Consider the following 25,734-nt stretch of genomic DNA (forward strand, 5'->3'; position numbering starts at 1 on the left):
CGTGACGGCGGCCTTGACGGGATCGGCGATCCTCCGCGGCGCGCTGCGCCGCAACATCGGCGCGATGGCCGGCGGCACCGTCCTCATGGGCATGTACCAGGCGGGCGAGACCGCGTTCCCCATCGCGCTCGGACTGATCGTCGAGCACGCGCTGCGGCACCGGAGCCCCGCCGCGCTCGGCCTGTCGGTCGCCGCGCTCGCCGTGATCATCACGACCGTGTCGCTGTCGTGGCGGTTCGGGATGCGCGTCCTGCAGAAGGCCAACACGACCGAGGCGCACCGCTGGCGGGTGCGCGTCGCCGCCTGCGGCCTCCAGCCGGTGGCGAGGAGGGTCGATCTGAAGTCCGGTGAGGTGCTCACCGTCGCCACCGAGGACGCCGACCAGACCGCCGACATCATCGAGGTGGTGCCGCTGCTGGTCAGCTCGCTGGTCGCGGTGCTGATCGCGGCCGTCGCGCTGGGCCTGGCCGATGTCCGGCTCGGGCTGCTGGTGATCGCGGGCACCGTCGCGATCCTGGCGACGCTCAGCGTGCTGTCCAGGCGGATCGGCGCCCGCACCCGCGAGCAGCAGGCGCGGGTGGCGCGGGCGGGCGCGAAGGTCGCCGACCTGATCATCGGGCTGCGCCCGCTGCGCGGCTTCGGCGGCAACCACGCCGCGTTCCGGTCCTACCGCCGGGTCAGCGGGGAGGCGAGGCGGCAGGCGGTCGCGGTCGCCGGGGCGAACGGCGCGTACGCGGGCGCCGCGGTCGCCCTCAACACCGCCCTCGCCACCGCCGCGACACTGCTGGCGGGGTGGCTCGCGTTCCAGGGCCGGATCTCCGTCGGGGAACTCGTCATGGCCGTGGGGCTGGCGCAGTTCGTCATGGAACCGCTCAAGCAGTTCTCGGAGATGCCCAAATACGTGATGATCGCGCGCGCGTCGGCGGAACGGATGGCGCTGGTGCTGGCGGCACCGCCGGTCCAGACCCCGGGACGGGACAGGCCCGCCCCAAGCGACGCCCTGGAAGTCGACGCTGTCGAGTACGGGCCCTTGCGCGCGTTGAAATTCACCGTGGAACCCGGCGAGTTCGTGGCGATCGCCGCTCGTGAGCCGCGCGCGGCGGCCGACCTGGTCGCCATTCTCGCCGCGAGCGTCCCGTCCGGCGCCTACGAAGGCGCGGTGCGGATCGGCGGCCGGGAGATCTCGGAGCTGTCGATCGAGGCACTCCGCGAGCACCTGCTGGTGAACCCGTACGACGCCGAGATCTTCGCGGGGACCCTGCGCACGAACATCGACCCGCACGGCACCGGCGCAATGGTCGCCGAGGCCGTCGAGGCGTCCATGCTGACGGACGTCGTGGCCCTGCACCGCGAGGGGCTCGACCACGGCGTCCGCGACCGCGGCGCGAACCTCTCCGGCGGCCAGCGCCAGCGCCTGTCCCTGGCCCGCGCGCTGGCCGCCGACGCTCCCGCCCTGGTCCTGCACGACCCGACCACCGCGGTGGACGCGGTCACCGAACAGCTCATCGCCCACAACCTGGCGGCCCTGCGCCGGGGCCGAACAACGATCGTCCTCACCACCAGCCCGGCCCTCCTGAACGCCGCCGACCGGGTCCTGGTCCTGGGCGACGGAACCATTACCGCCGAGGGAAAGCACCAAGACCTCCTAGCAGGCGACGCCGACTACCGCGCAACGGTGGCCCGCTGAAAACTCACCCCGCCCTCACAGAACCGGCCCCGTCCCCGGGCCGATGATCGACACGAGGACGGTCGCCGTGCCAGGCCAGGCCCCCACGCCGCCGCCGCGTTCGTGGATGTCGGGACGGCTACCTGAGGTGCACTGTCGCGCCAGCAACCCTGCCCGACACGGACAGTTAACTCTCGTTGCCCTGAGTGGTTGTCTGGGCTAATGCTCCACGAAGGAAGAACCGCCCGCCGCCCCCGGTCGCCGCCGCTCTCCCTGATCGATCTGAAGAGTTCATATCGACCAAACCAACCCTGTACGGAGCGAAATAGGCGGGCGATTCTTCATGCCTCTTCAGGATTCACCCATGCGCGAGATCGACATCGAGACCGCGGCGCAGCTGCGTGACCACCTCGCAGGCACACCTGACGAGAGGTGCGTCGAGGGGATCTTCGCAGCCTGCCTCCAGCCCGTCGTCTACAGCCGCCACCACTGGCTCAAGTACAAAGGCGACTACCGCGTGCGCGCCGACCTGCGGGGCGAACTCGAACGGCTTCAGGCGACGCCACCCGCCGACTGGGACGCCGAGGAGAGCGACCTGGTGCTTTCGCTCTACGCGCTCAGCATCTCCTCGGTGGGACTGGACGAGCTCATCGACCGGGTGGACTCCGATGCCGTCCGGGCCGTCCTGCGCGAACGCGGCGACGCCTACCAGGCCGCCCTGGGCGGCGCCTCGGGCGAACCGTCCGCCGGGCTGCTCTCGCTCGCCCGCCGGGTCGACGCGCTGCGCCGGAGCGTCGAGGTCACCCACCACCTCTACTCGATCATCGACGGCGAGGCCTGGTACCGCACCGAGGGCATGGTCCCGAGTGCGGCGGTCCGGCCGTGGAGCCTGAGCCCGGACCTTGAGCGGGTCATCGAACTCGACTATCCCGACACGGCGCGGCTGGCGGGCGAGGAGAAGCTGCGCGAGGCCGCCCGGCGCTGCGCCGACCGCCACGGCGAGGCCGCGCCGCTGCTGCGCGAGATCATGGCGCTGACGCTGTCGGACCCCGTGCTGCGGGGCGACCACGTCACGCTGACCTGCCCGAACGGTGACCTGCTCGACACCCCGGAGCGGATGACCACCAGCGAGGCGTTCTTCACCGAGACCCAGTTGCGCGAGGCCGTGGACCTGGCGGCCCACCGCGACCGGCTGGGCCACGAGTCCTCCGACCAGCTCCAGCGCAACATCAGGGCACGCATGCTCAAGCTGAAGCGCGGAGCGATCCGCGGGCTGTACGGCCCCGGCTGCATGCGGGGCCGGTTCGTGGAGAAGCACGGCGGCCACATGATCTACCGCAACGAGGACAGCCACTACCGCGGCCACCAGAGCATCGGATGCTCGACCGGCGGCCGGGCGTCCTTCTCCGTGCGCCACCTCAGCGGCGGACGGGCCGCCGCGCTGACCCCGATGGTCGGCGACTTCCGCGTGGTGCGGATGAGCCACGACGAGGGCGACCTGTTCACCGGCGAGGATCTGGTCCAGCTCATCCGCTACGCCGAGTGGATCCGGGTGATCGTCGAGGACACCTTCGGCCGCGGCCACGTCCTCCACGTCCAGGACGCCGATCCCGTCGAGCCGGAGCCCCTCCCGTCCTGACCGGCACCGCACCCCACCACCCAGGAGGTCTCGTGAAGATCTGGATCGACCAGTCCCAGTGCCAGAACAGCGGCCTGTGCGAAGAGGAGGCACCGCAGCTGTTCGCCGTCGGCGAGGACTTCCTGGCCTATGTGCGCCAGGGCGATCAGGTGCTGTCCGATCCCGGGGGCGAGGCGGGCCAGGCCGAAGTGCCCGCCGACCTGGAGTCGGTCGCCGAGGCGTGCGTGCGCGCCTGCCCGGCGCGCTGCATCCACACGGTCTGAGCCGACCGCGCACCCCAGCAAGATCCCCCTGCCGGCCGTCGGCGGCAGGTCGACCGCTCACCACGATGACGAAGGCTGGCACCACGATGACCGCACTGACCGAATCACAACCGTTCTCGGCGACCGCCGCCCTCGAACGCGTCGGGGCCCTGGCGCGCGGCGCCTCGCGGCACCCCGCCATCGACAACCCCTTCTACCGGCTCTGGATGTCGCGCGAGCTCCCGGTCGAGCAGGTCGAGCTCATCGCCCGCAACTACTATGAGCGGGTGAGCCGCACCTCGGTCCGGATCGCCCTGGCCTTCATACATATGGAGGACGTCACGGCCCGCGCCGAGACGGTCGAGAACCTCAGCGACGAGATGGGGCGCGGCGACGCCTCCGCGGTCCACGCGGTGCTGCTGCGCTCCTTCTTCGAGGCGCTGCTGTCGAGGCTGCACCGCCGGAAGGTGGACTTCGACGAGATCGACGCGCCGATCCTGCCCTCCACGCGGCGGCTGGTCGAGGAGGGCGAGAAGGTCTTCAGCAGCCCGCACCCGCAGGAGGTCTGCGGCGCCCTGCTCGCCCAGGAGTGGCACGCCTACCCGCAGCTCGTCTCCCTGTACGAGGGCGTGCGCAACTACCGCGGCTACTTCGGCTTCGAGGAGTTCCACGAGAACTGCGAGTACTTCTACCTGCACATCGGGGCCACCGAGAAGGAGCACAAGATCCACTCGCTGTCCACCGCCGCCCGCGCCTGCCGCAGCGAGGCCGACATCGAGCACCTTGAGCGCGGCTTCACCACCTACCTCGACCTGCTCGCCGACAACTGGACCGAGATCCATACGCATCTCACCGCCGGCTGTAACGGCGCAGAACCTGCGGCCGAATGATGTGATCGATGTCTGGGACGTCCGTCAGCGCGTCGGAACGGCCGCGGGGGGCCGGGCGCGCCCCTCGCGGCCCCGGGATCGCGCTGCTGACCTTCAGCCATGTGGTCGACGACTTCTACCAGGGGGCCGTCCCGGCGCTGCTGCCCTTCATCGCGGCCCGCGGGCACTTCGGGTACGCGGCGGTGGCCGGCCTGACCTTCGGCGCCACGATGTCGTCCTCGGTGGCGCAGCCCCTCTTCGGCATGCTGGCCGACCGGTACCGGATGGCCTGGCTCGTGGGGGCCGGCATGTCCACGGCGGCGCTGGGCATCGCCCTGTCCGGAACCTCGCAACGCTATGAGTTCATCTGGCTCGCGCTCGCGCTGGCGGGCCTCGGGATCGCCGCGTACCACCCGGAATCGGCCCGAATCGCCCGGATCGCCTCCCGGGGCAGCCAGTCCGCGATGGGCTACTACCACGTCGGCGGCAACCTCGGCATCGCCCTCGCGCCGGTCGTCATCAGCCCCGTGGTCTATGGACTCGGGTTCGGCGGGCTGTGGATCCTCGCCCTGCCCGCCTGGATCACCGCGCTGCTCCTGCGGCCTCGGCGCACCGAGGAACAGGCGGCGGCCGCGCGGCGCGGCGCGGCCGACCGGCCCAGCGACCGCCGCTCCTTCGCGCTGATGACCGTGATCGTCATCGTGCGGTCGGCCGTCTACTACGGACTGACCACCTTCCTCACCCTCTACGTCACCGGAACCCTGCACGGCGGCCGCGGCTTCGGCGAGGCCACGCTGACCGCCCTGCTGTTCGGCGGTGTGGTCGGCACGGTGCTCGGCGGCCACCTCGCCGGACGCTTCGGCCGCCTGCGGGTACTGCGCGTCGCCTACGCTCTCTGCGTCCCGGCGGTGCTCACCCTCGCCTTCGCGAACCACGAGCTGATCATCATCGCGGTCATCCCGGTGAGCCTCTGCCTCTACGTCCCGTTCTCCATCCACACCACCCTCGGCCAGGACTACCTGCCGCAGCGCATGGGCACGGCCGCGGGAGTCACGACCGGACTCACCGTCAGCGCCGGGGGCCTGCTGGCGCCCGCCTTCGGCGTGCTCGGCGACGCCACGAGCCTGCGCACGGTGCTGCTGGTCCTCGGCGTGCTCCCTCTCCTCGCGCTCGCCGCCGCGGCGATGCTGCGCGAGCCGACCGGCGCGACAACGCGTTGATCACACGTCCGAGGGTGTTGGACCGGCTCCGGGCGACCGGCGGCAGGACGTCGGTCTCGCGGTCGGTGAGCAGCTCCAGCGGGTCGTCGCGGAGCGGGCGAGTGCGCTTTTCAATTTCCCAGGAAAGATGATTCATCAGGTAATCGGGGTTACCCGGCCTATCGGGACGGCCTTTCTCGGGCTCGGCATCGGATCACCGCTAGTAATCCGGCCGGGGTACCAGGCCCGTCAGGATGAAATGGCCGTCGAGCGCCAACGCGGCGAGCACCATCAGGGTGATGACCGCGGCTTTGATGTTGCGCTTCATTCCGAGGCCGTAGCCGGCGGCGGCGAGGGCCGAGAACGCCGTGGAGACCAGCGCGATGGCGACGATGACGCAGCTGTGGTGCCGCAGGCCCGGGTCGATGACCGCCGGATCTACGGGCCCGGTCAGATGGGCCAGCCGAGGGGACGCCTTCCACCACGCCAGCGACAGATTCACCAGCGCCAGAACCGTGCCCGCGAGCACGGCGGCGGCCAGCCCGGCCTGCCATGACCGGACCGCCGCCGTCCGCGCGACCAGCAGACCGGCCAGCAGAGCGCAGACATGGCCCACCTCGCTGCCGGAGGTGTAGGCGAGGATGGCCGCACCGCGCCACGCCGCCACCATCTGCGTCTCCGACTGCGCGTCGGGCCACACCTCCAGCCCCTGCTCGATGCTGCGGGAAAGCATCGTGACGGCCGCGACAGCAGTCGCGGCGACCAACAACGCGTAGATGGTGGCGCACCATAACCAGACGTGTGGGCCGCGCTGCAAGATCTTCACCATGTCCGTCATAATGCCCGAAACGGCGGACTAAGATCCAATGCGCTGTTTCGGTCGGGTCCTCTCTTTCCGGTGAAATTTCTTAGGCGGACGGCGTCGACTACGGTGCCGGGGCCTCCCAGGTGAGCGTGAGGCCCGCGTACACATAGCGGCTCGCCTCGATGGCCAGCAGCAGAACCGTGTCGCCGGGCCTCACCGTGCCCTTCCGCCAGCCCGCGTCCAGGGCCAGCGGCACCGCCGGCGACCCGGTGGCGCCCACGTCCGCGAGGTTCTCCACGATGATCTTCTTCAGCCGCGCGCCGTCCGTCGGACTCAGCCCGGCGGCGTCGAACTCGCCGCTGAAGTACTCGGCGTTGCCCTCGGGCAGGACGCACGCGTCGATGTCGGCCACCGACAGGCCGGATCGTCCCAGCATGTCCCGCAGCCCGGTGACGAAGACGTGGGGCCCGAACTTCGTCGTCCCTTGGATGTCGAGCCGGATCTCCATCAGGCGCTCGCGGGCCTGCTGGCGGGCCAGCGGAAGGTCCGTGCCGCCACCGTTGATCAGCATCCCGGGTCTGCGGCCGCCGCCCAGGGACCGGGTCGCGAACACCGGACGGGGCCGCCCGGCGGCGGATCCCGGCCCGCCCGCCTCCAGCACCATGGCCGCCGCGCCATCGCCGAAGGTGTAGAGGGTGAGCCGGTCGCGCATGCGGACGTCGAACGGGTCCCTCCCCAGGTAGAGGGGCGCGAGGAGGGGCGAGATGGACTCGGCCCCGATCACGAGCGCGGTGCGGTGGACGCCGTCGGCGAGCAGCCGGCGCGCGATGTCCAGCGCCTGCACGGCGCCCGCGCAACCGGCGCGGACCTCGATGACGGCGGCGGCGTCCAGTCCGAGTTGTTCCTGGACGTACGTGCCGGCGGCGGGCAGCAGGTGCTCCGGGCTGGCCGTCGACATCACGATCAGTTCGATGTCGGCGGGTTCGAGGCCCGCCCGGTCGAGCGCCTGCCGGGCGGCGGCGGTCGCCATCCTCGACGTGCTGGTGCGGTGCTCACCGGTGCGCGGGTCGATGAGCCAGTGCCGCCTCCGCACCTCGATCCCGGCCAGGACGTCGTCCGGCAGCGGGCCCGCGAGCCGTTCGAGCGCGTCGTTGTCGAGGGGGTCGCCGGGCAGGTGCGCGCCCGTGCTGAGGACGGACACGTGGCGGTCGGCGTCGGACATGATCAGATCTCCGTTCGGGGACGCAGCACGAGGCTGTAGTGGGTGCCGCCCAGCGACGAGCTGTTGACGAGGACCGGTCCGGCGGGGGCGCCGCTCCGCCACCCGGTGAGGGCCAGCGCGGCGGACAGCTGGGCACCGGCTCCCACCGGTTCCCCGAGGAGCCGTTTGGGGCTTTCGACCGTGCAGCCGGGTGCGAGGGCGCGCACCGCCCGGGTCTCCGGGCGGTCGACCGGCATGAGACCGGCGGCGTTGGCCCAGATCGCGGTGAGCTCGCCGGGCTCGACCCCGCCGTCGTCCAGCGCGGCCCGCATCGCGCGTCGCAGGCCGTCGCCGTCCGGCGCCCAGGCCCCGATCCCGCGCGCGTCCGACGCGGAGCCGTGCCCGGCGAACTCGCCGAGGATCGGAGCGTTTCGGGCCTTGGCCGCCGACTCGCGTTCCAGGACGAGCGCGATCCCGCCCTCGGTGAGGGTGTAGCGGCGTCCGCTGGGGCCGCTGAAGAGCGGGAGGGCCCGGTACGCCTCCAGCACCGCCGGGGAGAGTTCGTCCACCGCCGGGCACACCACCGCGTCCGCCCGGCCGGTGCGCAGGAGATCGTGGGCGACGCACAGCGCGGACGCGCCGGCGGCGTGCCCCGCGGTCGCGGTCGAGGTGGGCCCCCGGGTGCCGAGGACCATGGCGACCTGCCCGGCCGCGGCGTTGAACACGGTGTTCGGGAAGATCGCCGGGTTCGCGGCCGCCGGGCCGTCGGCCAGGACGGGGGTGAGGAAGTCCGCGACGCTGCGCATGGGCCCGAGGCCGGTGCCCACGATCACGCCGACGCGCTCGCCGCCCTCCAGGCCGGCGTCTTCCAGCGCCTCGCGGGCGGCGGCGACGGCGAGCCGTCCGAGCCGGTCCATGCGGCGGCGCTCCCGTGGGGGGACGTCGCGCCGGGGGTCGATCTCGACGCGCGCGAACCTCGGTGCGCCGTCGGTGGTCTCCGGCCTCTCGCCCGCGCGGTAGGCGCGCCACAGGTCGGCGCCGGAGGCTCCGGACGCGCTGATGACGCCGATGCCCGTGACGACGACCTTCTCCGTCGCGGTCGGGGGCGGTCCGGCCAGCGGGCTGCCGGGGCGGCCGAAGGCGAGCGAGGCGTTGGCGCCGGCGAACGCGAAGTTGTTCGACAGCGCCGCGTCCATCGCGGTCGGACGGCTCGCACCGGGCACCGGGTCCAGCCCGCATCTCGGGTCGGTCCTGGTGAACCCCGCCGTCGGCGGCACGACCTGGTCGCGCAGCGCCAGGACCGTCACGGCGGCCTCGACCGCGCCGGCGGCCCCGAGCAGGTGCCCGATCATCGACTTGGTGCTGCTCAACGCCGTCTTCTCGGCCGCCTCGCCGAGCGCCGCCCGGACGGCGTTGCTCTCCGCCGAGTCGTTCTTGGGCGTGCCGGTGCCGTGCCCGTTGATGTAGATGATCTGGCCCGGTTCCAGGCCGGCGGATCCCAACGCCTCGCGGATGGCGCGCGCCGCGCCCTCTCCCTGGGGATGCGGCGCGGTGGCGTGGTGGCCGTCGGCGGAGAGTCCGTATCCGAGGACCTCGGCCAGCACCGGCGCGCCCGCCGCGCGCGCCAGCGACTCCTCGGCCAGGACGAGCATGCCGCCGCCCGCGCCGAGGGACAGCCCGTCCCGGTCCTTGGAGTACGGCGCGGCCGGTCGGGAGGACAGCGACTGGAGGCTGCTGAACCCCGCGAACCCGGTCTCGGTGAACGCGTCGCTGCCGCCCACCAGCATGGCGTCCGCCCGCCCGGCCCGGATCGCTTCCAGCGCGTGCGCCAGCGCGTGGGCGCCCGACGCGCACGCCGTGTTCACCGACAGGCAGGGGCCCTTGAGCCCGAACACGGCGCTCAGCCCTTCCGCGATGGCGTGCGGCGGGATCACGAGCCACTCCCCCGGACACACCGGCGCGCCGCCCGTGCGGAGCCGTCGCAGCACACGCTCGCCCGTGCGCAGACCGCCGTTGCAGGTGCCGAAAGCGACGCCGAACCGGTGCGCGGCGACCGCCCCCGCGCGCGCCGGGCCGGTGCCGTCGGCTTGGACGGCCAGCCCGGACGCGGCCAGCGCCTCCTCGGCCGCCGCGAGCGCGAAGTCCAGGGCGTCCTCCCGCTCGGGCAGGTCGAGCCCGGCGGGCAGGACGCGGCGCGGCGCGGCCCCGTCGGGCACCTCGCCCCCGATCTCCGTCTGGTAGCCGCCCATCGGGAACGACGTCACCGGGCCGATGGCGACCCGCCCGTCACGTACGCCGTCCCAGAGGGCCTCCGCGCCGGCGCCCTGGGCCGTCAAGGCGCCCACGGCCGTGACGACCACGCGCACCGTTCGCCCGGATCCGGTCCGCTCCGCGGCCGAAGAACCGGACGTTTCCGTTATGTCCGTCATGCCGTCCCTCTTCGAGTCCTGCGGGCTCACCGCACACCGTCCATGGCCACCGCCACCGCCTGTCCCTCCAAGCCGCGCGCCAGGGCCAGCGCCGTGGCCGGACGGCTGTCGCGCGGATCGCCGGGGACGTAGTCCAGATCGCAGCCGGGCCCCGGCGTCTCCAGGTTCCGGGTGGCGGGGACGACGCCGGTGTGCAGCGCCATCGCGGTGACGGCCGCGTTGAGCGCGCCCGCGCCGCCGACCAGATGCCCGGTCTGCGGCTTGACGCTGCTGATCTCCGCCGCCGCGGCCGCGCCGCCGAGCGCGTCATGGAGCGCCCGCGTCTCGCTCACGTCGCCCAGCGGGGTCGCGCAGCCGTGCGCCGCGATGTAGTCGGTGCGGACGCCGCGCCCGGCGGTGCGCAGCGCGTTGCCGATCGCGCGGGACAGCCCGCGGGCGCGGGGGTCGGGCATCGGCGGGGCGACGCCGTCGTTGCCGGCGCCGTAGCCCGTGACCTCCGCGTAGATCCGGGCGCCCCTGGCCTGCGCGTGCTCGCGCTCCTCCAGGACGAGCAGGGCCGCGCCCTCCCCGAAGACCGAGCCGCTGCGGTCGACGTCGTACGGCCGGAACGCCGCGTCGCCCGACTCGTTGCGCGTGGTGAGGACGCCGAGGCCGTCCATCTTCGACATCGGCCACCACGAGGTGGCGTCGTCGTATCCGCCGGCGACCACCACGTCGGCCTCGCCGCGGCGCACGGCGCGCGCCCCGTGCCCGATCGCGGCCAGCCCGGCGTCCGCGGTGCCCGCGAAGAAGGCGTTCGCCCCGCGGATCCCGAACTTCGCGGAGATGTGGAAGGCAGCCGCGGGCTGGAGTCCCTCCACGAAGAACAGCGGCGTGATCTGCGATGACGCGGTCCGGCCCAGCGTGGCCAGGTCGACCCTGCCGCGCTCGTCGCGGGCCGCCCCCACCGCGCCGATGAGCTCCTCCATCCGCGGCATCTCCTTGTTGCCGCCCAAGAACAGTCCCGTGCGGTAGCCGAGTTCCCCGGTGCCGTCCAGACCCGCGTCGGACACGGCCAGCGAGGCACCGGCGAGCGCCAACCGGTCGCCGCGGTTGAGCATCCGGAGCGTCCGCCGGGAGGCGTACGCGCCCGGGTCGAAGCCGGCGATCTCGGCGCCGATGCGGGTGCGCAGCGGGGACGGGTCGTAGGCGCGCAGGGGCCCGATCCCGCTGCGCCCCTCCAGCAGCCCCGACCAGGTCTCCGCCATGCCCTCCCCGAGCGCGGTCAGGACGCCGAGCCCGGTGACGACGACGCGGTGTGCGGTGTCGGTCATGCCGTCCTGCCCTTCGGTTCGCTGATGGTGCCGGTGCCGGTGCCGGTACCGGCCGTGTGCGAGCCGGTGGCCCCCGGGGAGGCGGCGGTGTCGTCGCGGAGGACCAGTTCCCGGACGTCCGCGACGGTCCGTCCCTCGACCCGGGCGGACGCCCGGAACGTGGTGACGGCACCGTCCGGGCCGGCGGGGGCCCCCGCCGCCTCCGCCGTGATCTCCACCTGGTCCCCCGGCGCGACGAAGTGCCGGAACCGCACCCCGATGACCGCGCTCAGCCGCCAGGCGCCGGAGCCGGCCACCGCCGCCGCGAGTTCGGCCATGTTCTCCAGGAGCAGCGCTCCGGGGTAGACCGGCCGCCGCGGGAAGTGCGTGGTGAAGATCGGAAGGGTCCCGGGGACATTGCGCACCGCGACCGCGCGGACTCCCGGCTCGAACGCCAGGATCCGGTCGAACCCGGGGACCGCCCCGGGCGGAACGGTCTGTGTCACGGCTGGTCCTCCCGGTGCGCGCCGATGACGAGGCTGACGTTGCTGCCGCCGAAGGCGAACGCGTTCACGAGAACCGCCGACACCGGCATCGCGCGGGCCTCGTGCGGCACGTAGTCCAGATCCAGCCGGCGGTCCGGGGTGTCCAGGTTGATCGTCGGCGGGACCCGCGACTCGCGGATCGCGCCGAGCGCCGCCAGGACGTTGAGCGCCGCGCCCGCCGACGTCAGGTGCCCCGCCATGGACTTGGGCGAGCTCACGACCACGCGCCGGACGTCGTCGCCGAACACCTTCTTCAGCGCGACGGTCTCCGACAGGTCGTTGCCGTGCGTGCTCGTGCCGTGCGCCACGACGTAGTCGATGTCGCCGGTGCCGAGGCCGGAGTCGGCGATGGCGCTCTCCATCGCCTGGATCGCGCCCGAGCCGTCCGGCGGCGAGTCGGTGATGCGCCAGGCGTTCAGCGTGCTCCCGTACCCGAGCACCTCGCCCAGGATCCGGGCGCCGCGCTCCAGCGCCGCCCCGCGCTCCTCCAGGACGAAGCAGACGGCCCCCTCGCCGAGGACGAACCCGGCACGGTCCGCGTCGAATGGCCGCGACGCCGTCTCGGGGGTGTCGTTGCCGCGGTCCGTCAGCGCGCCGAGCAGGCTGAACCCGAGCAGGTCGAGCCAGCTGATGAGCGAGTCGTAGCCGCCCGCGACGACGACCGAGGCATCGCCCTCCTGGATGCCGCGGAACGCCTCGCCGATCGCGTGCCCCGACCCCGAGCAGGCGGTGCTCACACCGATGGCGGGCCCGGTCGCCGAAAGCAACCGTGTCATGGTCACCAGCGGCAGGTTCTGGTCGTGTTCGAGCGTGGTGCCGGGAGCCTGCCGGAGGAACGCGTCCGGTCGCCCGGTCGTCTCCCGCAGGGTCGCGATGTCGGCCAGGAACTGCGCGTCGGGGCGGCCGACGCTCGCGCCCATCGCGACGCCGCGCTCCCCGGCCGGGTGGTGGCCCCCGACCGCGCCGGCGTCGCGCCACGCCTCCAGCAGCGCCGCGACCCCGAACCGTCCCGCGCGCGTGAGCCGGTGGCGGTCGGCCCGCGCCGGGATGGCGGCTGCCGCGTCGAAGTCCTTCACCTGCCCCGCGATCCGCACGGGGAACCCCGTCGGGTCGAACACGGTCAGCGGGCCGACCCCGCTGCGCCCGGCCACGAGGCCCTCCCAGGTGGCCGCGGCGTCGTTGCCCAGTGGGGTCACGGCGCCCGCCCCGGTGATGACCACTCGTCTCATCGCACCCGCCCTCCGTCCAGCAGCTGTCCCGCCATCCGCCGGGTGTCGGCGGGGTCCTCCAGTTCCGCGCCGGCCCGGAGCGCGCACAGCACCCCGGCCGCCTCCAGCACGGGTTCGCCGTCCACCGCGACCACGCCGCCCACCAGGGCCGCCTCGTCGCTCATCGACTCGACCACGGCGGTCATGTGCAGCACCTCGCCGAAGCGCACCGGCCGGTGCGCGACGGCCTCGCCGACGGTCAGCAGCACGGCCCGCCTGCGGTGGCCGGTGCTGAGCATGACCAGCCAGGTGGCGGCCTGGCACAGCGCCTCCAGCGTCAGGCCGAAGGGCAGCAGGTCGCGGTCCGGACCGCGGTACAGGGCAGGCGCCCACCGCGCCTCCTGCCGGGAGGTCACCTTCCGGGCCGAGATCCGTTCCCCGGCGTCCCAGGACTCGATCCTGTCGATCAGGTGGAATCGCATTGCCCGCTCCGTTCAGGGACGGCCGACGCCGAGTTGCGCGGCGAAACCGCCGTCGGCGCGGACGAGTTCGCCGGTCATGTACGCCGCGTCGGGACCGGCCAGGAACACCGCCACCGCGGCGATCTGCTCCGCGGCGGCGAACGAGCGCAACGGCACCTGCTTCTTGATCCGTTTGCCGGTCTCGTCCTCCAGGAGGCTTCCGACGAGGTCCGTCGGGGTGAAGCCGGCGCAGACGGCGTTCACCCGGACGCCGAACCGGGCCAGCTCGACCGCCGTGGACCGGGTGAAGGCGTTGAGCGCCCCCTTGGAGGCCGAGTAGTTCGCCTGGCCGATCCAGCCGCGCTCGCCCATGACGGAGGAGATGTTGACGATCGCCCCGTCGCGCTGCGCCATGAGATGCCCCATCGCGGCGCTGGTGCAGTGGTAGGCGCCGCCGAAGTTGACCTTCATGACCTCCAGCCAGGCCCCGGGCGGCCGACCGTAGACCAGCCCGTCGTCGCTGATCCCCGCGTTGTTCACGAGGATGTGCAGGCCGCCGAGGCTCTCCGTCGCCGCGGCGACGAGGTCCGCCGCGGCGCCGGGGTCGGCGACGTCGGCGCGGAGCGCGACGGCGCGCCCGCCCAGCGCCTCGATCTCCTTCACGACCGCCAGGGCGTCCTCCTCCCGCGAGCGGTAGTTGACCGCCACCGCCGCGCCCTCCCGGGCCAGCGCCAGCGCGACGGCCCGGCCGATGCCCCGGGACGCCCCGGTGACCAGCGCGATCCGATCATGCAGTTTCATCTCGCCCCCGTTCTGGCCTGCGGTGAGATCGGGTCGCGGTTCAAGGAGCGTCGGCCGGGGCGCCGGTGTTCGAGGTGCCCGTGTTCGGCGTGCCGGTGTCCGGGGAGCCCGTGGCCGCCGCGCGCGAGGCGAGCAGCCTGGTGAGGTTCTCGACGGTGAACAGGCCGAGGACCCCGTCGGCCGTCAGCGGCTCGGTGAGCTGGCCGCGGTCGAACTGCGGGAGCACCTTCTCCAGGTGGCTCAGCCCCGTGTCGTTGACGACCTCGTTCTCGTCGCCGAACTCCTCGTCCGGGATGCCGCCCTGGAGCAGGCCGGCGATGTCCGCGATGGTGATCTTGACGCCGGAGGCGCGCTCCATCCGGAACAAGACGTCCAGCAGGTCGATGGACTCGGCGCCGAGGTCGTCGAGAAGCGTCGCCTCGGGGACCACCTCGTCCGGTTCGATGCCCAGCGAGTCGGCGGTCGCGGTCTGGACGACGAGCAGGTAGTCGGTCAGCGTGTCGGTCATCTGTGATCGGCCTTTCATCGGTTCGTGGATCGTTCGTCGTCGTTCAGGTCCCGGATCAGGGCCGAGACCCGGCGGGCGTCGTTGGTGCTGCGCACCGTCGAGCCCGGGAAGGCGCGGTTGGCGAACCCGCTAAGCACGCGTCCGGGGCCGACCTCCACGTAGGCGGTCACCCCGGCGGCGTGCGCGGCCTCCAGCACCCCGCGCCACCGCACCGGGCCGGCCAGCTGCCGGCCCAGCAGCGCTCTCGCCTCGGCGCCATCGCGCAGCGCGGTGCCGGTCACCGAACTGAGCACGGTGGTGCGCGGGTCGGCGAACGCGGCACCGTCGAGCGCGGCGCCGAAGTCCTCGCTGATCCCGTTCATCAGCGAGCAGTGGAACGGCGCCGAGACGTCGAGCCGCGCCACCCGGTCGGCCCCCGCGTCGAGGGCGCGGCGCGCGACCCGGTCGACCGCCGGACGGTGCCCGGAGACCACCGTCTGGTCGCTCTCGTTGAAGTTGGCCACCTCGGCGACCCCGTCGGCGGCCGCGTCCGCGCACAGCTCGGCGACCCGCGCCGCGGGCAGCCCCAGCACCGCGACCATCGCGCCGGCCACCGTCCGTCCCACGCCCGCCATCAGCTCGCCGCGGACGCGGACCAGCCGCAGCGCGTCCGCGCGGCCGAGCACCCCGGCCGCGACCAGCGCCGCGTACTCGCCCAGGCTGTGCCCGGCCACGGCGGACGGCGTGAAGCCCGCCTCCGCGCGCAGTACCTCCAGCACCGCGAGGCTGGTGGCGAGGATCGCGGGCTGGGTGATCTCCGTCCGGCCGAGCTCGGCCGTCTCCCCGGTGGTGCACAGCCGGGTCAGGGGCAGGCCGAGCGCCTCGTCCGCCTCGGCCATGACCCGGCCGGCCGTCCGCGGGTGGTCGCGCACGAGATGCGCGGCCATGCCCGCCCGCTGCGACCCCTGGCCGGGGAACATCGCCATGACCGGCGGCGGGGCGCCGGTCCCGGCGGGAGCCGGGCCGGCCTCCGACGCCGCCGTCATCCTCGACCCTCCAACCGCCGCGCGGCGCCCAGGTAGAGGGAGGACAGGTCCCGGGTCGGCTTGAGCCGCAGGCTTCCGTCCTTGCGCTGGCCGCGGATGGAGATGCCGGCCATCCGGCCGAGCGGGACGAAGCCCGCCGCGCCCAGATGACCGAGCATCTCGTCGGGCGTGATGAAGTCGCGGTGGTCGTGCGCGCCGCGCGGGACGATGCCGAGCACCCGCTCGGGAAGCCAGATCATCATGATCCGGGACCTGAGAGTGCGGTTGATGGTGTCGTAGAGGAAGATGCCGCCGTCGTCCAGGACGCGGTGGATCTCGCGCACCGCGAGCGCGGGGCTCTCCACGTGCTCCAGGACGTCCACGCAGGTGACGACGTCGAACGAGCGGTCCGGGTAGGGCAGTTCCTCGGCCTTGCCGACGGTGTAGGAGATGTCCCGGTCGGTGTCGTCGGCGTGCCGGGTGGCGGCCGCGACGAGTTTCGCGGACGGATCCACTCCGCAGACCCGGGAGCCCCGCTGGTGCAGGAACTCGGTGGTGTAGCCGCCGCCGCAGCCCACATCCAGGACCCGCTGGCCCTTCCAGTCGTCCAGGAAGCGGTCGAAGTAGGCGAAGCGTTCAGGGTTGAACGACCGCAGCGGGTTCATCTTCGAGTCGTCGTTCCACCAGGAATCCGCGTAAGGAGAGAAGAAGTAGTCGTCGGACATGGTCGGCTCCGGCATCGGGGCCCTCCTCGGGTGTCGGCAGGCGTGGTCAGGTACGGGACCGGCCGCGGCCGGTCGGCGTGCGGGCCGGGGCGCCGGCGGCGCCGGATCAGCGGGCCTCGGAGCGGGACGCGCCCGGCCGGCTCCAGCGCAGGCCGTAGGCGACCTGGTTCTTCTCCGCGGCGGCGAACGCGCGGGTGTCCCAGCTCTTGCGCATGAAGGTCTCGCGGGCGCTGATCAGGGCCGGGTTCTCGACGGCCCCCATGCGCCCGATCCAGCGCGCGATGCGCTGCATGGGCGCGGTCCGCGCCCGGCGTTCCGCCTCATAGGCGCGCAGCGCGGCACGCGGGTCGGCGCCGCCTCCGCGCAGATGCTCGGCCAGAACGAGCGCGTCCTCCAGCGCCTGGCACGCGCCCTGGCCGATGTTGAAGGTGATGGGGTGCGCCGCGTCGCCCAGCAGCGTGACCCGGTCCCGCCCCCACCGGCGATCTGGCCTGCGGTCGAGGACGTCACCGCGGATGACGTCCTCCTCGGGCGTCGCCTTGAGGATGTCCAGGACGGGCCCCGCCCAGCGGCGGTGACGTTCGGTGAGCATCTGGAGCGCGGCCGGGCCGTCCTTGCCGCCGGCCGGCCCGTTGGCGACGCTCATCCAGTGCACCACGCCGGGCGCCACGTCGTAGTAGGTGAAGCGGGTGCCGGGGCCGAAGATCGCGTTGAACGTCCCCGGCGGGATCAGCGGGTGATCCATCCGGGCGCGGCCGCGCCAGGCGATGTAGCCGGTGAAACGGGGCGGCTTCGGCCCGAGGAGGCCGCGCCGGACCGTGCTGTGGATGCCGTCCGCGCCGATCAGGAGGTCACCGTGCTCGGTGCCGCCGTCCGCGAGGCGCACGCTCACTCCGGCGCGGCCGCTCTCGAAGGAGGTCACCTGCGCGCCGGTGCGCACCGTGTCCTCGGGGAGTGCCTTCTTGAGCACGCCGTGCAGGACGGATCGCTCGACCGCGATCGTCGGCTGCCCGTACCGGGCGACGAAGTCGCCGACCGGCCAGGCCGCCAGCGTCTCGCCGCGCCAGGTGCTGAAATGGCAGGTCTGCTGGACCGGTGCGATTTCGAGCACCCGGTCGGCCACGTCGAGTTCGTTCAGCGCGATCACGCCATTGCTCCAGATGTGCAGCCCGGCGCCGCCGTCGCGCAACCGCTCGGCGCGTTCGAGTACGAGGGTCTCGAAACCCCTGCGGCGGAGCGCGAGCGACGCGGCGAGACCGCCGATGCCCCCGCCTGCGATCAGGATGCGCGGTGAGCGGTCGGACATCCTGGCCCCCTTCCGAAAAGGACGACTTGCCACCGTCATTCTCGGCACGCCAGCTTGTTGTGCTTCTTGACTGCGCCTTGAAGACCTGGTCGGAACCATTGGCGCCCATTTGGTTTTCCAGCCCCGCCGGCGGCCGTCAAGAAAGGTTCAAGTCGGCCGCCCACTCGTCCCGCCTAGCGTGCTCACTGACCACAGGGAGGACAGACAATGCGGGACGAACACTCACTGGCCGAGCGAAACAAGGCAACGATTCGACGGGTTTTCGACGAGTTCGTCAACAAGGGCGATTTCTCGATCGTCGATGAGATCTACCGGCCGGACATGATCGACCACCAGCCGCTGCCCGGCGCCCCGGCGGGCGTGCCGGGCGTGAAGCACACGATCGCGGGCCTGCGCGCGGGGTTTCCCGACCTGCACGTGACGATCGAGGACATGAGCGCGCACGAGGACTACGTCGTCATCCACAACACCTGGCGCGGCACCCACCTCGGCGACTTCCTCGGCGCGGCGCCGACCGGGCGTGCCATCACCTCCCGCGGGGTCGTCGTCTGGAGGCTGGCGGACGGGCTGATCGCCGAGCGGTGGGGCATCGGCGTGGAGTCCAACATGCTGGCGGCGCTCGGGATGCGGAGGCTGGGCCGCAGATCGCGGGCGGGCCGTCCCGCGGAGAACGCGGGCCCGTCGGCCGAGCCCGCGGTGAACGTGCTGCCCCTCCTGCCGGGGTGCGAGGGGCGGTGGCGGACGCTGCGGCATGAGCTCGCGTCCACGCGGCTCCGCGAGTACGAGGAGTCGCGGCGCCGCACCGGGATCGTCCGGGAGTCCTTCTGGCTGCGGCGGGCCGGGGAGACCGACGTCGTCATCCACTACCTGGAGGCCCGGGACCCGCGCCTCGCCGGACGGCGGCTGCGGGACTCCGCCGACCCGTTCGACACCTGGCTGCGCGGCGTGGCCACCGAGCTCCACGGCCTGGACCCGTGGGCGGAACTGGCCGGGGGCGCCACTCCGGCCGTGCATGCCTGGACGGTGCCCGTCGAGCTCGTCCAGGACGCGCCGCGCTGACCGCCGCGTAGGAGCGAGAACGCCGGGGCGGACGTCCAGGCGTGCGCCACCGACCGCACGCGTCGCGCGCGGCGCCCCGGCATGGTGCGGACCCCCCGCATGGTGCGGACGCCCTACACGGAACGGGTGAACGCGGGACCGGGGCGCGGGCGGTCAGCGGCGGGTGGCGGTGCAGGAATGGTGGCACACCCGCACCGTTCCGCCTGCCCGACCGGCCCGCCTCCCGCATCCGACGTGCCCCTCCCCCGCGCGACGCTGAAGAGTTCGCACGCAGGACCCGGGTGTTCACTCGCCATGGCCGGGCGCTCAGCACGGCCACGGCACCGGAAGACCGGGCACCGATCAGGGCCGGTCGGTTCCGTATCGAGGCTTTCCAGGCAGCGGCGGTTGCCCTGACGGACTGTGCGCCCGTGTTCGTTTCGAGCCGCGGCATCCTCGCTGGCAGGGCTGCGCCGAAGAACGCCCCGGAGCCGGCAGCGGGTCGCCCCGCAGAATCGTCCGGTGGAGTTCTTGCAGGTCGGGGCCGGGATCCGCGCCCAGTTCGTCGGCGATGGCCTGCCGGACCGCCTCGTACTGGACGAGCGCCTCCGCTCGGCGCCCACTCGCGTACAGGGCCCGGACCAGGCGTTCATGCAGCAGCTCGGCCATCGGCGCCTTCATGAGTTCCTGGCGCAGGTCCTCGATCACCTGGTCCCACTCTCCGGCGCGCAGTTCGGCGTCCGCCCACTCCGCGAGCGTCTCCTGCCTTAACTGGAGCAGGTTGTTCCGGAAGAGCACGGCCCATTCGTTGTCGAGGTCGGCCAGCGCCTCGCCCTGCCACAGTCGCAGTGCGCCGTCGAGCAGGGATCGCCGCTCCCGGGCGCCGGCGGGCAGCATTCTGGCCCGCTTCACCATGCAGCGGAACAGGTGCAGGTCGACCTGGTCCGAGGCGATCGAGAGGCGGTACCCCACGTCGTCGCGGTGCAGGGCGACGGGCGTGCCGGTTCTGTCGGTCGCCTCCGCCAGGATGCGGCGGAGGCGGGCGATATAGGTGTAGGCGACGTTGCGCGCCTGGTCCGGTGGCGTGTCACCCCAGACGCGGTCGATGAGCGACCGAAGCGGAACGGGCTCGACGGCCTCGGTGAGGAGCACCGCGAGAACGCTCCGTTGGCGCTTGGGGCCGAGATCGACCTGCGCGTCCTGCACCCACATCTTGACCGGACCGAGCACTTGGAACCTGATCACTGGGCTTCCCCCGTAGTAAGTCCAGTACACCCCGACCTGACGATGCGCGGAATCAATGTGGCGGTAGACGCAAATTCCGCGGCAGAGGTTCGTGGCGAGGCCAGATGTGATCGAATATCCGATCACATCTCAAGCCCTTACCCCTCGCCAACTGTCCCTCCTGATATACATGCTATTGCGTTTTGTCAAGAAGTCAAAATTTCTATCAGTGCCGGGTCGGTCACGTCCTGCCATGATTGCCGTATCCATCCGGAAGGGAACCTTGCGGATGCCGTGGCGGCAGGCGCACTGGCGACCGACGTTAGGGGCTGAGCGGAAAACTTCGAGTACAGCCGGACGGTCCTGAAGGCCAATCGACGCCGACCACGGATCTACGGGATGTTCTCCCCCGGGGCGGCCGCTCCGATTCACTGTTCTTCCTGCGGTAATGGCGAACGCGCGTGACCGATGTGGATTACCCCCGGCGGCATGGTTACTTTTTGAACCATTTTCCACTGGACCGATCCCAATGGCGCTCGCGAGCCGGTGCCACGCCGTCCCCGAACGGCGGTGTGACGGCTTTCACACGGTCGTCGGAGGCGGCATGGATGCTCGCAGGACGTGAACGGTCGTCCCCACCGGCTTCCGCGACCGCTGACCGCGCGATCTCGGTCCACGCCCCCGTTGACATCGCAGGTGATCAGGAGGTCGCCGGGGCTTCGGGACTCGCCCGGGAGAGGCGGTACTCGTCAGGAGCCCGCCGGAAGCCAGTTCCCGTGGAAACCGTGGGGCACGCGTGCGGGCAGCGCTATCGTCGCCACCGTCTCCAGCGTGCCCGCGTCGAGGAGGAGCAGATCGCTGCGCTGGGTGGCCGCGTCGTACACGAACCCCATCAGCACTCCCTCGTCCTCCGCCGCGCCGGATCCGTTCGGAACGAAGACGAACTCGCCCGCCTGCCTTCCGCCGCCCAACTCGACCTTGGCGAAGGCGCCCGAGACGAAGTCGTACTTGAGGACCGCGTCGGTGGGAACGGCTCCGGTCACCGCGCCCATCGCGTAGCCGAACCGGTGCGGCCGGCTCACCACCCGGTCGTCCACCCGAGGGAACTCCTGCGGACGGTCGTCGAGCCGCGACTCCGTCACCTTCCCCGCGGAGAGGTCGATCGTCCAGCGGTCCAGGGTCGGCGCGCCCTCGTTCGGGCCGCGCAGGTCGGTCACGAACATGCGGGGATGCCGGACGACGTCCACCACGACCGAGTCGCCGTGATCGTAGGCGTTGAGCGTATGGAAGACGTAGCACGGCTCGACCCCGAACCAGCGGACGTCGTCCGATCCGCCGTCACGCGGCATGACCCCGACGCGGGCGGGATGCCGCGGATTCCAGCTGAACGGCAGGTTCTCGTTCGCCCGCATCCTCGCGCCGACCATCGCGGCGATGGGATGGGGGACCTTCACCCGGCCCACGAGGGCGGACAGCAGCAGCGCGGTCGGGTAGCGCAGCGGCCGGGGGACGGTGATCCGGGCCGCCTGGCGCGCGTCGAAGGTCACCGGAAGGTCGTAGAGGACGACGTACTTCTCGGTGAGGGCGAAGTCGTGCATCATCGGCATCCCGGGAGCGGCGATGTCGACGATCCGGCGGGCGCGACCGTCCGTGCCGATCACCGAGTACCGCACCCGGTCGCCCCGGCCGAAGTAGTGCGTCACCGCATGGAGTTCGCCGGTGGCCGGATCGAGCTTGGGATGGGCCGTGTACCCGCTGGTCATGGTCCCCTCGAACCCGTACGGGCCGACCGTGCCGAGCTCGCCGTCGAGTTCGTGGCAGCTCATCCCGCCCTCCACGAGGGCGAGGACGCGGCCCGCGTGGCCGATGACGTTGGTGTTGGCGCCGTACAGTTCGATGCCGGTGCCCTCCCGGCGCCGCCCCGCCGGCTGCCCCGCGGCGGCCTTCTGCTTGGAGGTGCGCACCCAGCGGTTGCGGTACCACTCGGCCCTGCCGTCGCGGATGCGGACGCCGTGTACCATTCCGTCGCCCATGAACCAGTGGTAGTTCTCCGGGTCGACCTCGGAGATCGGGTTGGGTCCGTTGCGCACGTACCGCCCGTCCAGGTGCTCCGGAATCCGGCCGGTGACGGGAAGGTCGGTGACCGTGAGCTCCCGTCCGACCGGGGCGTAGTTCCCCTCAAGGTAGGCGTTTCCCATTCAGATCCCCCTCCCGCACGAGGGGCGGGGAGCACGAGCGGCCGCGCGGTGCGGGTCGGGCGGCCGCCCGGAGTCCTCCCCCGCCCCTCGGATGATCTCTGCTAGACGCCCCTGGCCAGATCGTCGAGGACATCGAGGTGCTTCGGCTGCCAGCCGAGCTCGTCGCGGGCCCGGGTCGTGTTGAACCGCTGGTCGAGGGCGAGCGCGTCCGCGACCATGCCGAGGCTCTGGGAGAGTTCCGCGACGCTCACCGAGACGGTCTTGCCGGGGATGCCGACGGCCTGGCTGAGCGCCTCGGCGAACTCCTTGGTGGTCGGGTTCTGGCCGACCGTCCCGAGGTAGCGGCCGCCGGCCGGGGCCTTCAGCGCGAGCACGTACAGCTCGGCGATGTCGTCCACGTGCACCAGCGACCAGTGGGTGCCGCCGTCACCGAGGTAGGGCACGGCTCCCTTCTCCGAGCCCTGCCACGCGAAGAAGCCCGGCAGCCCGCCCTGCCGCCCGTACACCAGACCCGGGCTGATGACGACCGGATGCCGGCCCTGCTTCCTGGTGGCGAGCACCCTCTCCTCACCCGCGACCCGCCACGCGGTGATCAGCGGCGGGTCGTACGGAGCGTCCTCGTCGACCTCGCCGGCCGTGTTCCCCCACGTCCACGCGCCGCCGGTGTGCACGTAGGGATTGCGTCCCGCACCCTCCGACAGCGCGTCGGAGGCGATCTGGTCGATCTCGCCCGAGCGCTCGTCGCCGGTGAGCGCGAGGTGGATGACGCCGTCCGCGGCCGCGGCGGAGTCCCGCAGCAGATCCACTTCGGTGAGCTCTCCGCGCACCGGCGTGGCTCCGAGTTCACTGATCACGGTCGCGGACTTGTCGGAGCGGGCCAGCGCGGTGACCTCGTCACCGCGTTCCTGCAGGACGCGCAACACCGATCGGCCGATGTAGCCCGATCCGCCGGTCACGAACACTTTCATAAGACCCTCCAGTTCATAGTTCTCCTTGCCGCCAGGACATCGGCCGGGCCAACCGTCCGCGCGGGTCGGACGACCTGCGACGGTCGGGGACCGGCGGATGCGCCGGTCACGAACCGGCGACCGCGCCGACGAGGAGCGCGGCCACCGCCAGGCCCTGCAGACCGGCCCGCAGGTTGATGACGCTGTCCCATCTCTCCTGGAGCGATCGGGCGTCGTCCGGCGTGCGGCCTTCCTCGGCCGCCGAGGTCTGCCGCTTGTTCACCGGCGCGCTGATGCGCAGGAAGACGCCGAACCAGCCGGCGAGCATCAGGATCGCCGCGGCGTCCGCGGCGATGATGGCGGGGTCGCCGATCGCCGCGGCCGCGGCCGTGGTGAGCACGGTGGCGATGACGCTGATCGCTCCCGGTACGGCCAGCCGCTTGTCCCCGTAGAAGTGGACGTAGCCCATCACCTTGGTGAGCACCTCGTCGTCGACATGCCGGAGCGCGGACCGCTGGACGAGTGCGCAGAACATGTCGGTTCCGTAGATGACTCCGGCCGCCAGCAGCGCGATCGCGGTGAGGACGTCATGAACGACGATCACTACGCATCTCCCGATTACGTCAGGTTGGCCATTAATCGCCTAGCGTGCCGCAACGCGAACAACCCAGACTTCTAGCGCCGCTAGCAAGCAGCACGCTAACATGGCCGACACTAGAGGTTCAAGCAGTGCTAGATATTGGAGTCACGTTAGACTTTCTGCATGTCCGTTAGAGAGCGACGCGAGCGGGAGTACGCGCACCGCCACCAGCTGATCATCGACACCGCCCGCAGGCTGGCGGAGACCGACGGCTGGTCCGCGGTCACCACCAGGCGCCTGGCCGACACGATCGAGTACAGCCAGCCGGTGCTCTACAGCCACTTCAAGGAGGGCAAGGACGCGATCGTCGGCGCCGTGGCCCTCCAGGGGTTCGACGAACTCGCGGCCCTGCTGCGGGAGGCGCGCGAGAGTACGAACGAGCCGGGGACGGCCCTGCACCGGGTCGCCCACGCCTACACCGAGTTCGCCCTCGCCAACCCGGCGCTGTACGACGCGATGTTCATGCTCTCCTCCACGCTCCGCTTCGGCGAGGCGGACACGCCCGCGGTCCTGGAGGCCGCGTTCCAGGAGCTGTACTCCGCCGTCGCGGAGGTGACCGGCGGCGAGGATCTGGAGACCTGCACAGAGGCGATCTGGAGCGCACTCCACGGACTGGTCACTCTGCTGCGCAGCGGTCGACTCCGCCCCGGCCATCACGCCGCCCGGCTCGACCTGCTCCTCGACCGCTTCACCTTCAAGGACTGAGCGACGCGCGGCAGGCCGCGCACTCCCCTGGCCGACCAGCGACGACGGCACCCATGACCTTCGTCGCTAGCAAGGCTATTCTTTCTTTCGCTACTATTCTAGCGTCGCACTTCATGCTAGCGTTGATAGCGAATCAATGAGGGAGGGCACATGGGACGTGACCTTTGCAAGATCGCTGAGGAGTTCGTGGCGATGGTCGCCCGCCGGGACGCCGATGCCGTCGACGACCTCCTCGTCGAGGACTACATCGACCACAACCCGCTGATCGGCAACGGCAGGGAGGCCAACCGCGCCTTCTGGTCCGCGTTCTTCACGGCGTTCCCGGACGTCACGGCGACGCTGGAGGACTGCGTCGCCGACGGTGACCGCCTGGTCGGGCGGTTCACCTACCGCGGCACCCACAAGGGGGTCTTCTTCGGCGTGGACCCCACTGGCAACGACCTGCACATGCGGACCATCGACATCTGGCGGGTGGAGGACGGCCGCCTGGCCGAGCACTGGGACGAGATCAATCTGCTGGAGGTCCTACAGCAGATCGATGTCATTCCGGCGCTCGACATCACCCCGGAAGAGCAGCCGGCATGACCACCGCGGTACAGGCGCTGGCCATCGTGGCCATTCTGGCCAACGCCGTGATCTACGGCACGGACGTCTTCTCCGCGGTGGTGCAGCGCCCCGCGCTCGCCCACGTCGACGACCGCGCCCTGATCGCGATGATGGGGAACATCCACCGGTACGGGGACAGGCGGTTACCCGTCCCCGGCACCATCGGGCTCCTGGCCGCCCTGGCCGGCGCCATCACCGCCGCCGTCGCCGGGCTCGCCCCGGCCGCGGTCGCCGGCTTCGTCGCCTGCGCGGCCCTGCTCGCCTGGCTGGTCTTCTTCAACAAGGTCGCCGCGCCGGTCAACCGGCGGCTGGCGAAGGCCGCCGAGAACGGCGGCGAGCTCCCGGAGGCCAGGTCGCTTCAGGACAGGTCCGACGGCGCACTCGGAGCACTGGTGCTCTTCCAGTCCGTGGCGCTGATCGCGCAGTGCGTCATGGTCACCGCCGCATGACCGGCCGGCCGCCCTCGACCACCGGAA

General features: G+C 72.0%; 25 protein-coding genes. 9 read left to right on the plus strand and 16 right to left on the minus strand.

The window, feature by feature from the left end:
• The first annotated feature begins 1 nt into the window (after position 1).
• From GNZ18_RS22630 to GNZ18_RS22645, 5 genes are all read left to right on the plus strand, one after another.
• Positions 2-1,687, plus strand: a complete 1,686-nt coding sequence (locus tag GNZ18_RS22630) for an ABC transporter transmembrane domain-containing protein (protein WP_312874678.1) — start codon at positions 2-4, stop codon at positions 1,685-1,687.
• A gap of 343 nt (positions 1,688-2,030) precedes the next feature.
• The gene (locus GNZ18_RS41345; RefSeq protein WP_216651408.1) at positions 2,031-3,305 is read left to right on the plus strand and encodes a hypothetical protein; all 1,275 of its coding nucleotides are present in this window, start codon (positions 2,031-2,033) and stop codon (positions 3,303-3,305) included.
• Positions 3,306-3,337: 32 nt separating this feature from the next.
• Complete coding sequence (locus GNZ18_RS43245; protein ID WP_214619765.1) at positions 3,338-3,568, plus strand: ferredoxin; 231 nt, start codon at positions 3,338-3,340, stop codon at positions 3,566-3,568.
• An 86-nt stretch (positions 3,569-3,654) separates the two neighbouring features.
• Positions 3,655-4,437 (plus strand): iron-containing redox enzyme family protein, encoded by a 783-nt coding sequence (locus GNZ18_RS22640; RefSeq protein WP_156218559.1) that lies wholly within the window; start codon positions 3,655-3,657, stop codon positions 4,435-4,437.
• 8 nt (positions 4,438-4,445) lie between these two features.
• On the plus strand, positions 4,446-5,636 hold the full coding sequence (locus tag GNZ18_RS22645) for an MFS transporter (protein ID WP_156218560.1): 1,191 nt from the start codon (positions 4,446-4,448) through the stop codon (positions 5,634-5,636).
• A 199-nt stretch (positions 5,637-5,835) separates the two neighbouring features.
• Here GNZ18_RS22645 and GNZ18_RS22650 read toward each other — a convergent pair whose 3' ends face one another.
• The 12 genes from GNZ18_RS22650 to GNZ18_RS22705 all read right to left on the minus strand — a co-directional run bounded on the left by GNZ18_RS22650 (position 5,836) and on the right by GNZ18_RS22705 (position 17,900).
• Positions 5,836-6,444, minus strand: coding sequence for a hypothetical protein (locus tag GNZ18_RS22650; RefSeq protein ID WP_156218561.1), 609 nt, complete (start codon positions 6,442-6,444; stop codon positions 5,836-5,838).
• 97 nt (positions 6,445-6,541) lie between these two features.
• Entirely contained in the window at positions 6,542-7,642 is a 1,101-nt protein-coding gene (locus GNZ18_RS22655) for a 3-oxoacyl-ACP synthase III family protein (protein ID WP_156218562.1), read from the minus strand.
• Between the two features lie 2 nt (positions 7,643-7,644).
• Positions 7,645-10,050 (minus strand): beta-ketoacyl-[acyl-carrier-protein] synthase family protein, encoded by a 2,406-nt coding sequence (locus GNZ18_RS22660; RefSeq protein WP_156218563.1) that lies wholly within the window; start codon positions 10,048-10,050, stop codon positions 7,645-7,647.
• A gap of 26 nt (positions 10,051-10,076) precedes the next feature.
• Entirely contained in the window at positions 10,077-11,363 is a 1,287-nt protein-coding gene (locus GNZ18_RS22665) for a beta-ketoacyl-[acyl-carrier-protein] synthase family protein (protein ID WP_156218564.1), read from the minus strand.
• Complete coding sequence (locus GNZ18_RS22670) at positions 11,360-11,848, minus strand: ApeI family dehydratase (RefSeq protein WP_216651410.1); 489 nt, start codon at positions 11,846-11,848, stop codon at positions 11,360-11,362. The genes GNZ18_RS22665 and GNZ18_RS22670 overlap by 4 nt, the downstream gene beginning before the upstream one ends.
• A complete protein-coding gene (locus tag GNZ18_RS22675; protein ID WP_156218565.1) occupies positions 11,845-13,116 on the minus strand; it encodes a beta-ketoacyl-[acyl-carrier-protein] synthase family protein in 1,272 nt (423 codons plus the stop codon). Before GNZ18_RS22675 ends, GNZ18_RS22670 begins: the two co-directional genes overlap by 4 nt.
• Positions 13,113-13,577, minus strand: a complete 465-nt coding sequence (locus GNZ18_RS22680) for a hotdog family protein (protein ID WP_156218566.1) — start codon at positions 13,575-13,577, stop codon at positions 13,113-13,115. Before GNZ18_RS22680 ends, GNZ18_RS22675 begins: the two co-directional genes overlap by 4 nt.
• Before the next feature lie 12 nt (positions 13,578-13,589).
• Positions 13,590-14,357: an SDR family NAD(P)-dependent oxidoreductase gene (locus GNZ18_RS22685; protein WP_156218567.1), complete on the minus strand. Its 768-nt coding sequence runs from the start codon at positions 14,355-14,357 to the stop codon at positions 13,590-13,592.
• 40 nt (positions 14,358-14,397) lie between these two features.
• Positions 14,398-14,865: an acyl carrier protein gene (locus GNZ18_RS22690; RefSeq protein WP_156218568.1), complete on the minus strand. Its 468-nt coding sequence runs from the start codon at positions 14,863-14,865 to the stop codon at positions 14,398-14,400.
• A gap of 14 nt (positions 14,866-14,879) precedes the next feature.
• Positions 14,880-15,890, minus strand: a complete 1,011-nt coding sequence (fabD, locus tag GNZ18_RS22695; protein ID WP_173390857.1) for an ACP S-malonyltransferase — start codon at positions 15,888-15,890, stop codon at positions 14,880-14,882.
• The gene (ubiG, locus tag GNZ18_RS22700) at positions 15,887-16,609 is read right to left on the minus strand and encodes a bifunctional 2-polyprenyl-6-hydroxyphenol methylase/3-demethylubiquinol 3-O-methyltransferase UbiG (protein WP_156218569.1); all 723 of its coding nucleotides are present in this window, start codon (positions 16,607-16,609) and stop codon (positions 15,887-15,889) included. Before ubiG ends, fabD begins: the two co-directional genes overlap by 4 nt.
• Before the next feature lie 91 nt (positions 16,610-16,700).
• Positions 16,701-17,900, minus strand: a complete 1,200-nt coding sequence (locus GNZ18_RS22705; protein ID WP_156218570.1) for an FAD-dependent oxidoreductase — start codon at positions 17,898-17,900, stop codon at positions 16,701-16,703.
• Between the two features lie 207 nt (positions 17,901-18,107).
• On the opposite strand from GNZ18_RS22705, the gene GNZ18_RS22710 reads away from it, so the two are divergent.
• Positions 18,108-18,959, plus strand: coding sequence for an ester cyclase (locus GNZ18_RS22710; RefSeq protein ID WP_156218571.1), 852 nt, complete (start codon positions 18,108-18,110; stop codon positions 18,957-18,959).
• Positions 18,960-19,301: 342 nt separating this feature from the next.
• Here the strand turns inward: GNZ18_RS22710 and GNZ18_RS22715 are convergent, their stop codons facing one another.
• The 4 genes from GNZ18_RS22715 to GNZ18_RS22730 form a co-directional block, all read right to left on the minus strand.
• Positions 19,302-20,183, minus strand: a complete 882-nt coding sequence (locus tag GNZ18_RS22715; RefSeq protein WP_156218572.1) for an AfsR/SARP family transcriptional regulator — start codon at positions 20,181-20,183, stop codon at positions 19,302-19,304.
• A 728-nt stretch (positions 20,184-20,911) separates the two neighbouring features.
• Positions 20,912-22,360, minus strand: a complete 1,449-nt coding sequence (locus GNZ18_RS22720; RefSeq protein WP_156218573.1) for a carotenoid oxygenase family protein — start codon at positions 22,358-22,360, stop codon at positions 20,912-20,914.
• A gap of 101 nt (positions 22,361-22,461) precedes the next feature.
• Positions 22,462-23,328 carry an NAD-dependent epimerase/dehydratase family protein gene (locus GNZ18_RS22725; RefSeq protein ID WP_156218574.1) on the minus strand — a complete coding sequence of 289 codons (867 nt, stop codon included), beginning with the start codon at positions 23,326-23,328 and terminating at the stop codon, positions 22,462-22,464.
• A gap of 106 nt (positions 23,329-23,434) precedes the next feature.
• On the minus strand, positions 23,435-23,911 hold the full coding sequence (locus GNZ18_RS22730) for a DUF1772 domain-containing protein (RefSeq protein ID WP_214619790.1): 477 nt from the start codon (positions 23,909-23,911) through the stop codon (positions 23,435-23,437).
• A gap of 159 nt (positions 23,912-24,070) precedes the next feature.
• On the opposite strand from GNZ18_RS22730, the gene GNZ18_RS22735 reads away from it, so the two are divergent.
• The 3 genes from GNZ18_RS22735 (at position 24,071) to GNZ18_RS22745 (ending at position 25,707) form a co-directional block, all read left to right on the plus strand.
• The gene (locus GNZ18_RS22735) at positions 24,071-24,652 is read left to right on the plus strand and encodes a TetR/AcrR family transcriptional regulator (protein ID WP_156218575.1); all 582 of its coding nucleotides are present in this window, start codon (positions 24,071-24,073) and stop codon (positions 24,650-24,652) included.
• A gap of 150 nt (positions 24,653-24,802) precedes the next feature.
• Entirely contained in the window at positions 24,803-25,237 is a 435-nt protein-coding gene (locus GNZ18_RS22740; protein WP_156218576.1) for an ester cyclase, read from the plus strand.
• The gene (locus tag GNZ18_RS22745; RefSeq protein WP_156218577.1) at positions 25,234-25,707 is read left to right on the plus strand and encodes a DUF1772 domain-containing protein; all 474 of its coding nucleotides are present in this window, start codon (positions 25,234-25,236) and stop codon (positions 25,705-25,707) included. Before GNZ18_RS22740 ends, GNZ18_RS22745 begins: the two co-directional genes overlap by 4 nt.
• Positions 25,708-25,734 lie beyond the last annotated feature (27 nt).

This window comes from Actinomadura litoris (genome assembly GCF_009733595.1).
GTDB lineage: Bacteria > Actinomycetota > Actinomycetes > Streptosporangiales > Streptosporangiaceae > Spirillospora > Spirillospora litoris.

What these genes read in the sequence shown, in the direction of transcription:
- GNZ18_RS22705 (WP_156218570.1), bottom strand. Translation starts at nt 17,900, where the DNA reads ATGTCCGACCGCTCACCGCGCATCCTGATCGCAGGCGGGGGCATCGGC.
- GNZ18_RS22735 (WP_156218575.1), top strand. Translation starts at nt 24,071, where the DNA reads ATGTCCGTTAGAGAGCGACGCGAGCGGGAGTACGCGCACCGCCACCAG.
- GNZ18_RS22660 (WP_156218563.1), bottom strand. Translation starts at nt 10,050, where the DNA reads ATGACGGACATAACGGAAACGTCCGGTTCTTCGGCCGCGGAGCGGACC.
- GNZ18_RS22745 (WP_156218577.1), top strand. Translation starts at nt 25,234, where the DNA reads ATGACCACCGCGGTACAGGCGCTGGCCATCGTGGCCATTCTGGCCAAC.
- GNZ18_RS41345 (WP_216651408.1), top strand. Translation starts at nt 2,031, where the DNA reads ATGCGCGAGATCGACATCGAGACCGCGGCGCAGCTGCGTGACCACCTC.
- GNZ18_RS22650 (WP_156218561.1), bottom strand. Translation starts at nt 6,444, where the DNA reads ATGGTGAAGATCTTGCAGCGCGGCCCACACGTCTGGTTATGGTGCGCC.
- GNZ18_RS22655 (WP_156218562.1), bottom strand. Translation starts at nt 7,642, where the DNA reads ATGTCCGACGCCGACCGCCACGTGTCCGTCCTCAGCACGGGCGCGCAC.
- GNZ18_RS22675 (WP_156218565.1), bottom strand. Translation starts at nt 13,116, where the DNA reads ATGAGACGAGTGGTCATCACCGGGGCGGGCGCCGTGACCCCACTGGGC.
- GNZ18_RS22665 (WP_156218564.1), bottom strand. Translation starts at nt 11,363, where the DNA reads ATGACCGACACCGCACACCGCGTCGTCGTCACCGGGCTCGGCGTCCTG.
- GNZ18_RS22680 (WP_156218566.1), bottom strand. Translation starts at nt 13,577, where the DNA reads ATGCGATTCCACCTGATCGACAGGATCGAGTCCTGGGACGCCGGGGAA.
- GNZ18_RS22725 (WP_156218574.1), bottom strand. Translation starts at nt 23,328, where the DNA reads ATGAAAGTGTTCGTGACCGGCGGATCGGGCTACATCGGCCGATCGGTG.
- GNZ18_RS22740 (WP_156218576.1), top strand. Translation starts at nt 24,803, where the DNA reads ATGGGACGTGACCTTTGCAAGATCGCTGAGGAGTTCGTGGCGATGGTC.
- GNZ18_RS22645 (WP_156218560.1), top strand. Translation starts at nt 4,446, where the DNA reads ATGTCTGGGACGTCCGTCAGCGCGTCGGAACGGCCGCGGGGGGCCGGG.
- GNZ18_RS22640 (WP_156218559.1), top strand. Translation starts at nt 3,655, where the DNA reads ATGACCGCACTGACCGAATCACAACCGTTCTCGGCGACCGCCGCCCTC.
- GNZ18_RS22720 (WP_156218573.1), bottom strand. Translation starts at nt 22,360, where the DNA reads ATGGGAAACGCCTACCTTGAGGGGAACTACGCCCCGGTCGGACGGGAG.
- GNZ18_RS22710 (WP_156218571.1), top strand. Translation starts at nt 18,108, where the DNA reads ATGCGGGACGAACACTCACTGGCCGAGCGAAACAAGGCAACGATTCGA.
- fabD (WP_173390857.1), bottom strand. Translation starts at nt 15,890, where the DNA reads ATGACGGCGGCGTCGGAGGCCGGCCCGGCTCCCGCCGGGACCGGCGCC.
- GNZ18_RS22685 (WP_156218567.1), bottom strand. Translation starts at nt 14,357, where the DNA reads ATGAAACTGCATGATCGGATCGCGCTGGTCACCGGGGCGTCCCGGGGC.
- GNZ18_RS22690 (WP_156218568.1), bottom strand. Translation starts at nt 14,865, where the DNA reads ATGACCGACACGCTGACCGACTACCTGCTCGTCGTCCAGACCGCGACC.
- ubiG (WP_156218569.1), bottom strand. Translation starts at nt 16,609, where the DNA reads ATGCCGGAGCCGACCATGTCCGACGACTACTTCTTCTCTCCTTACGCG.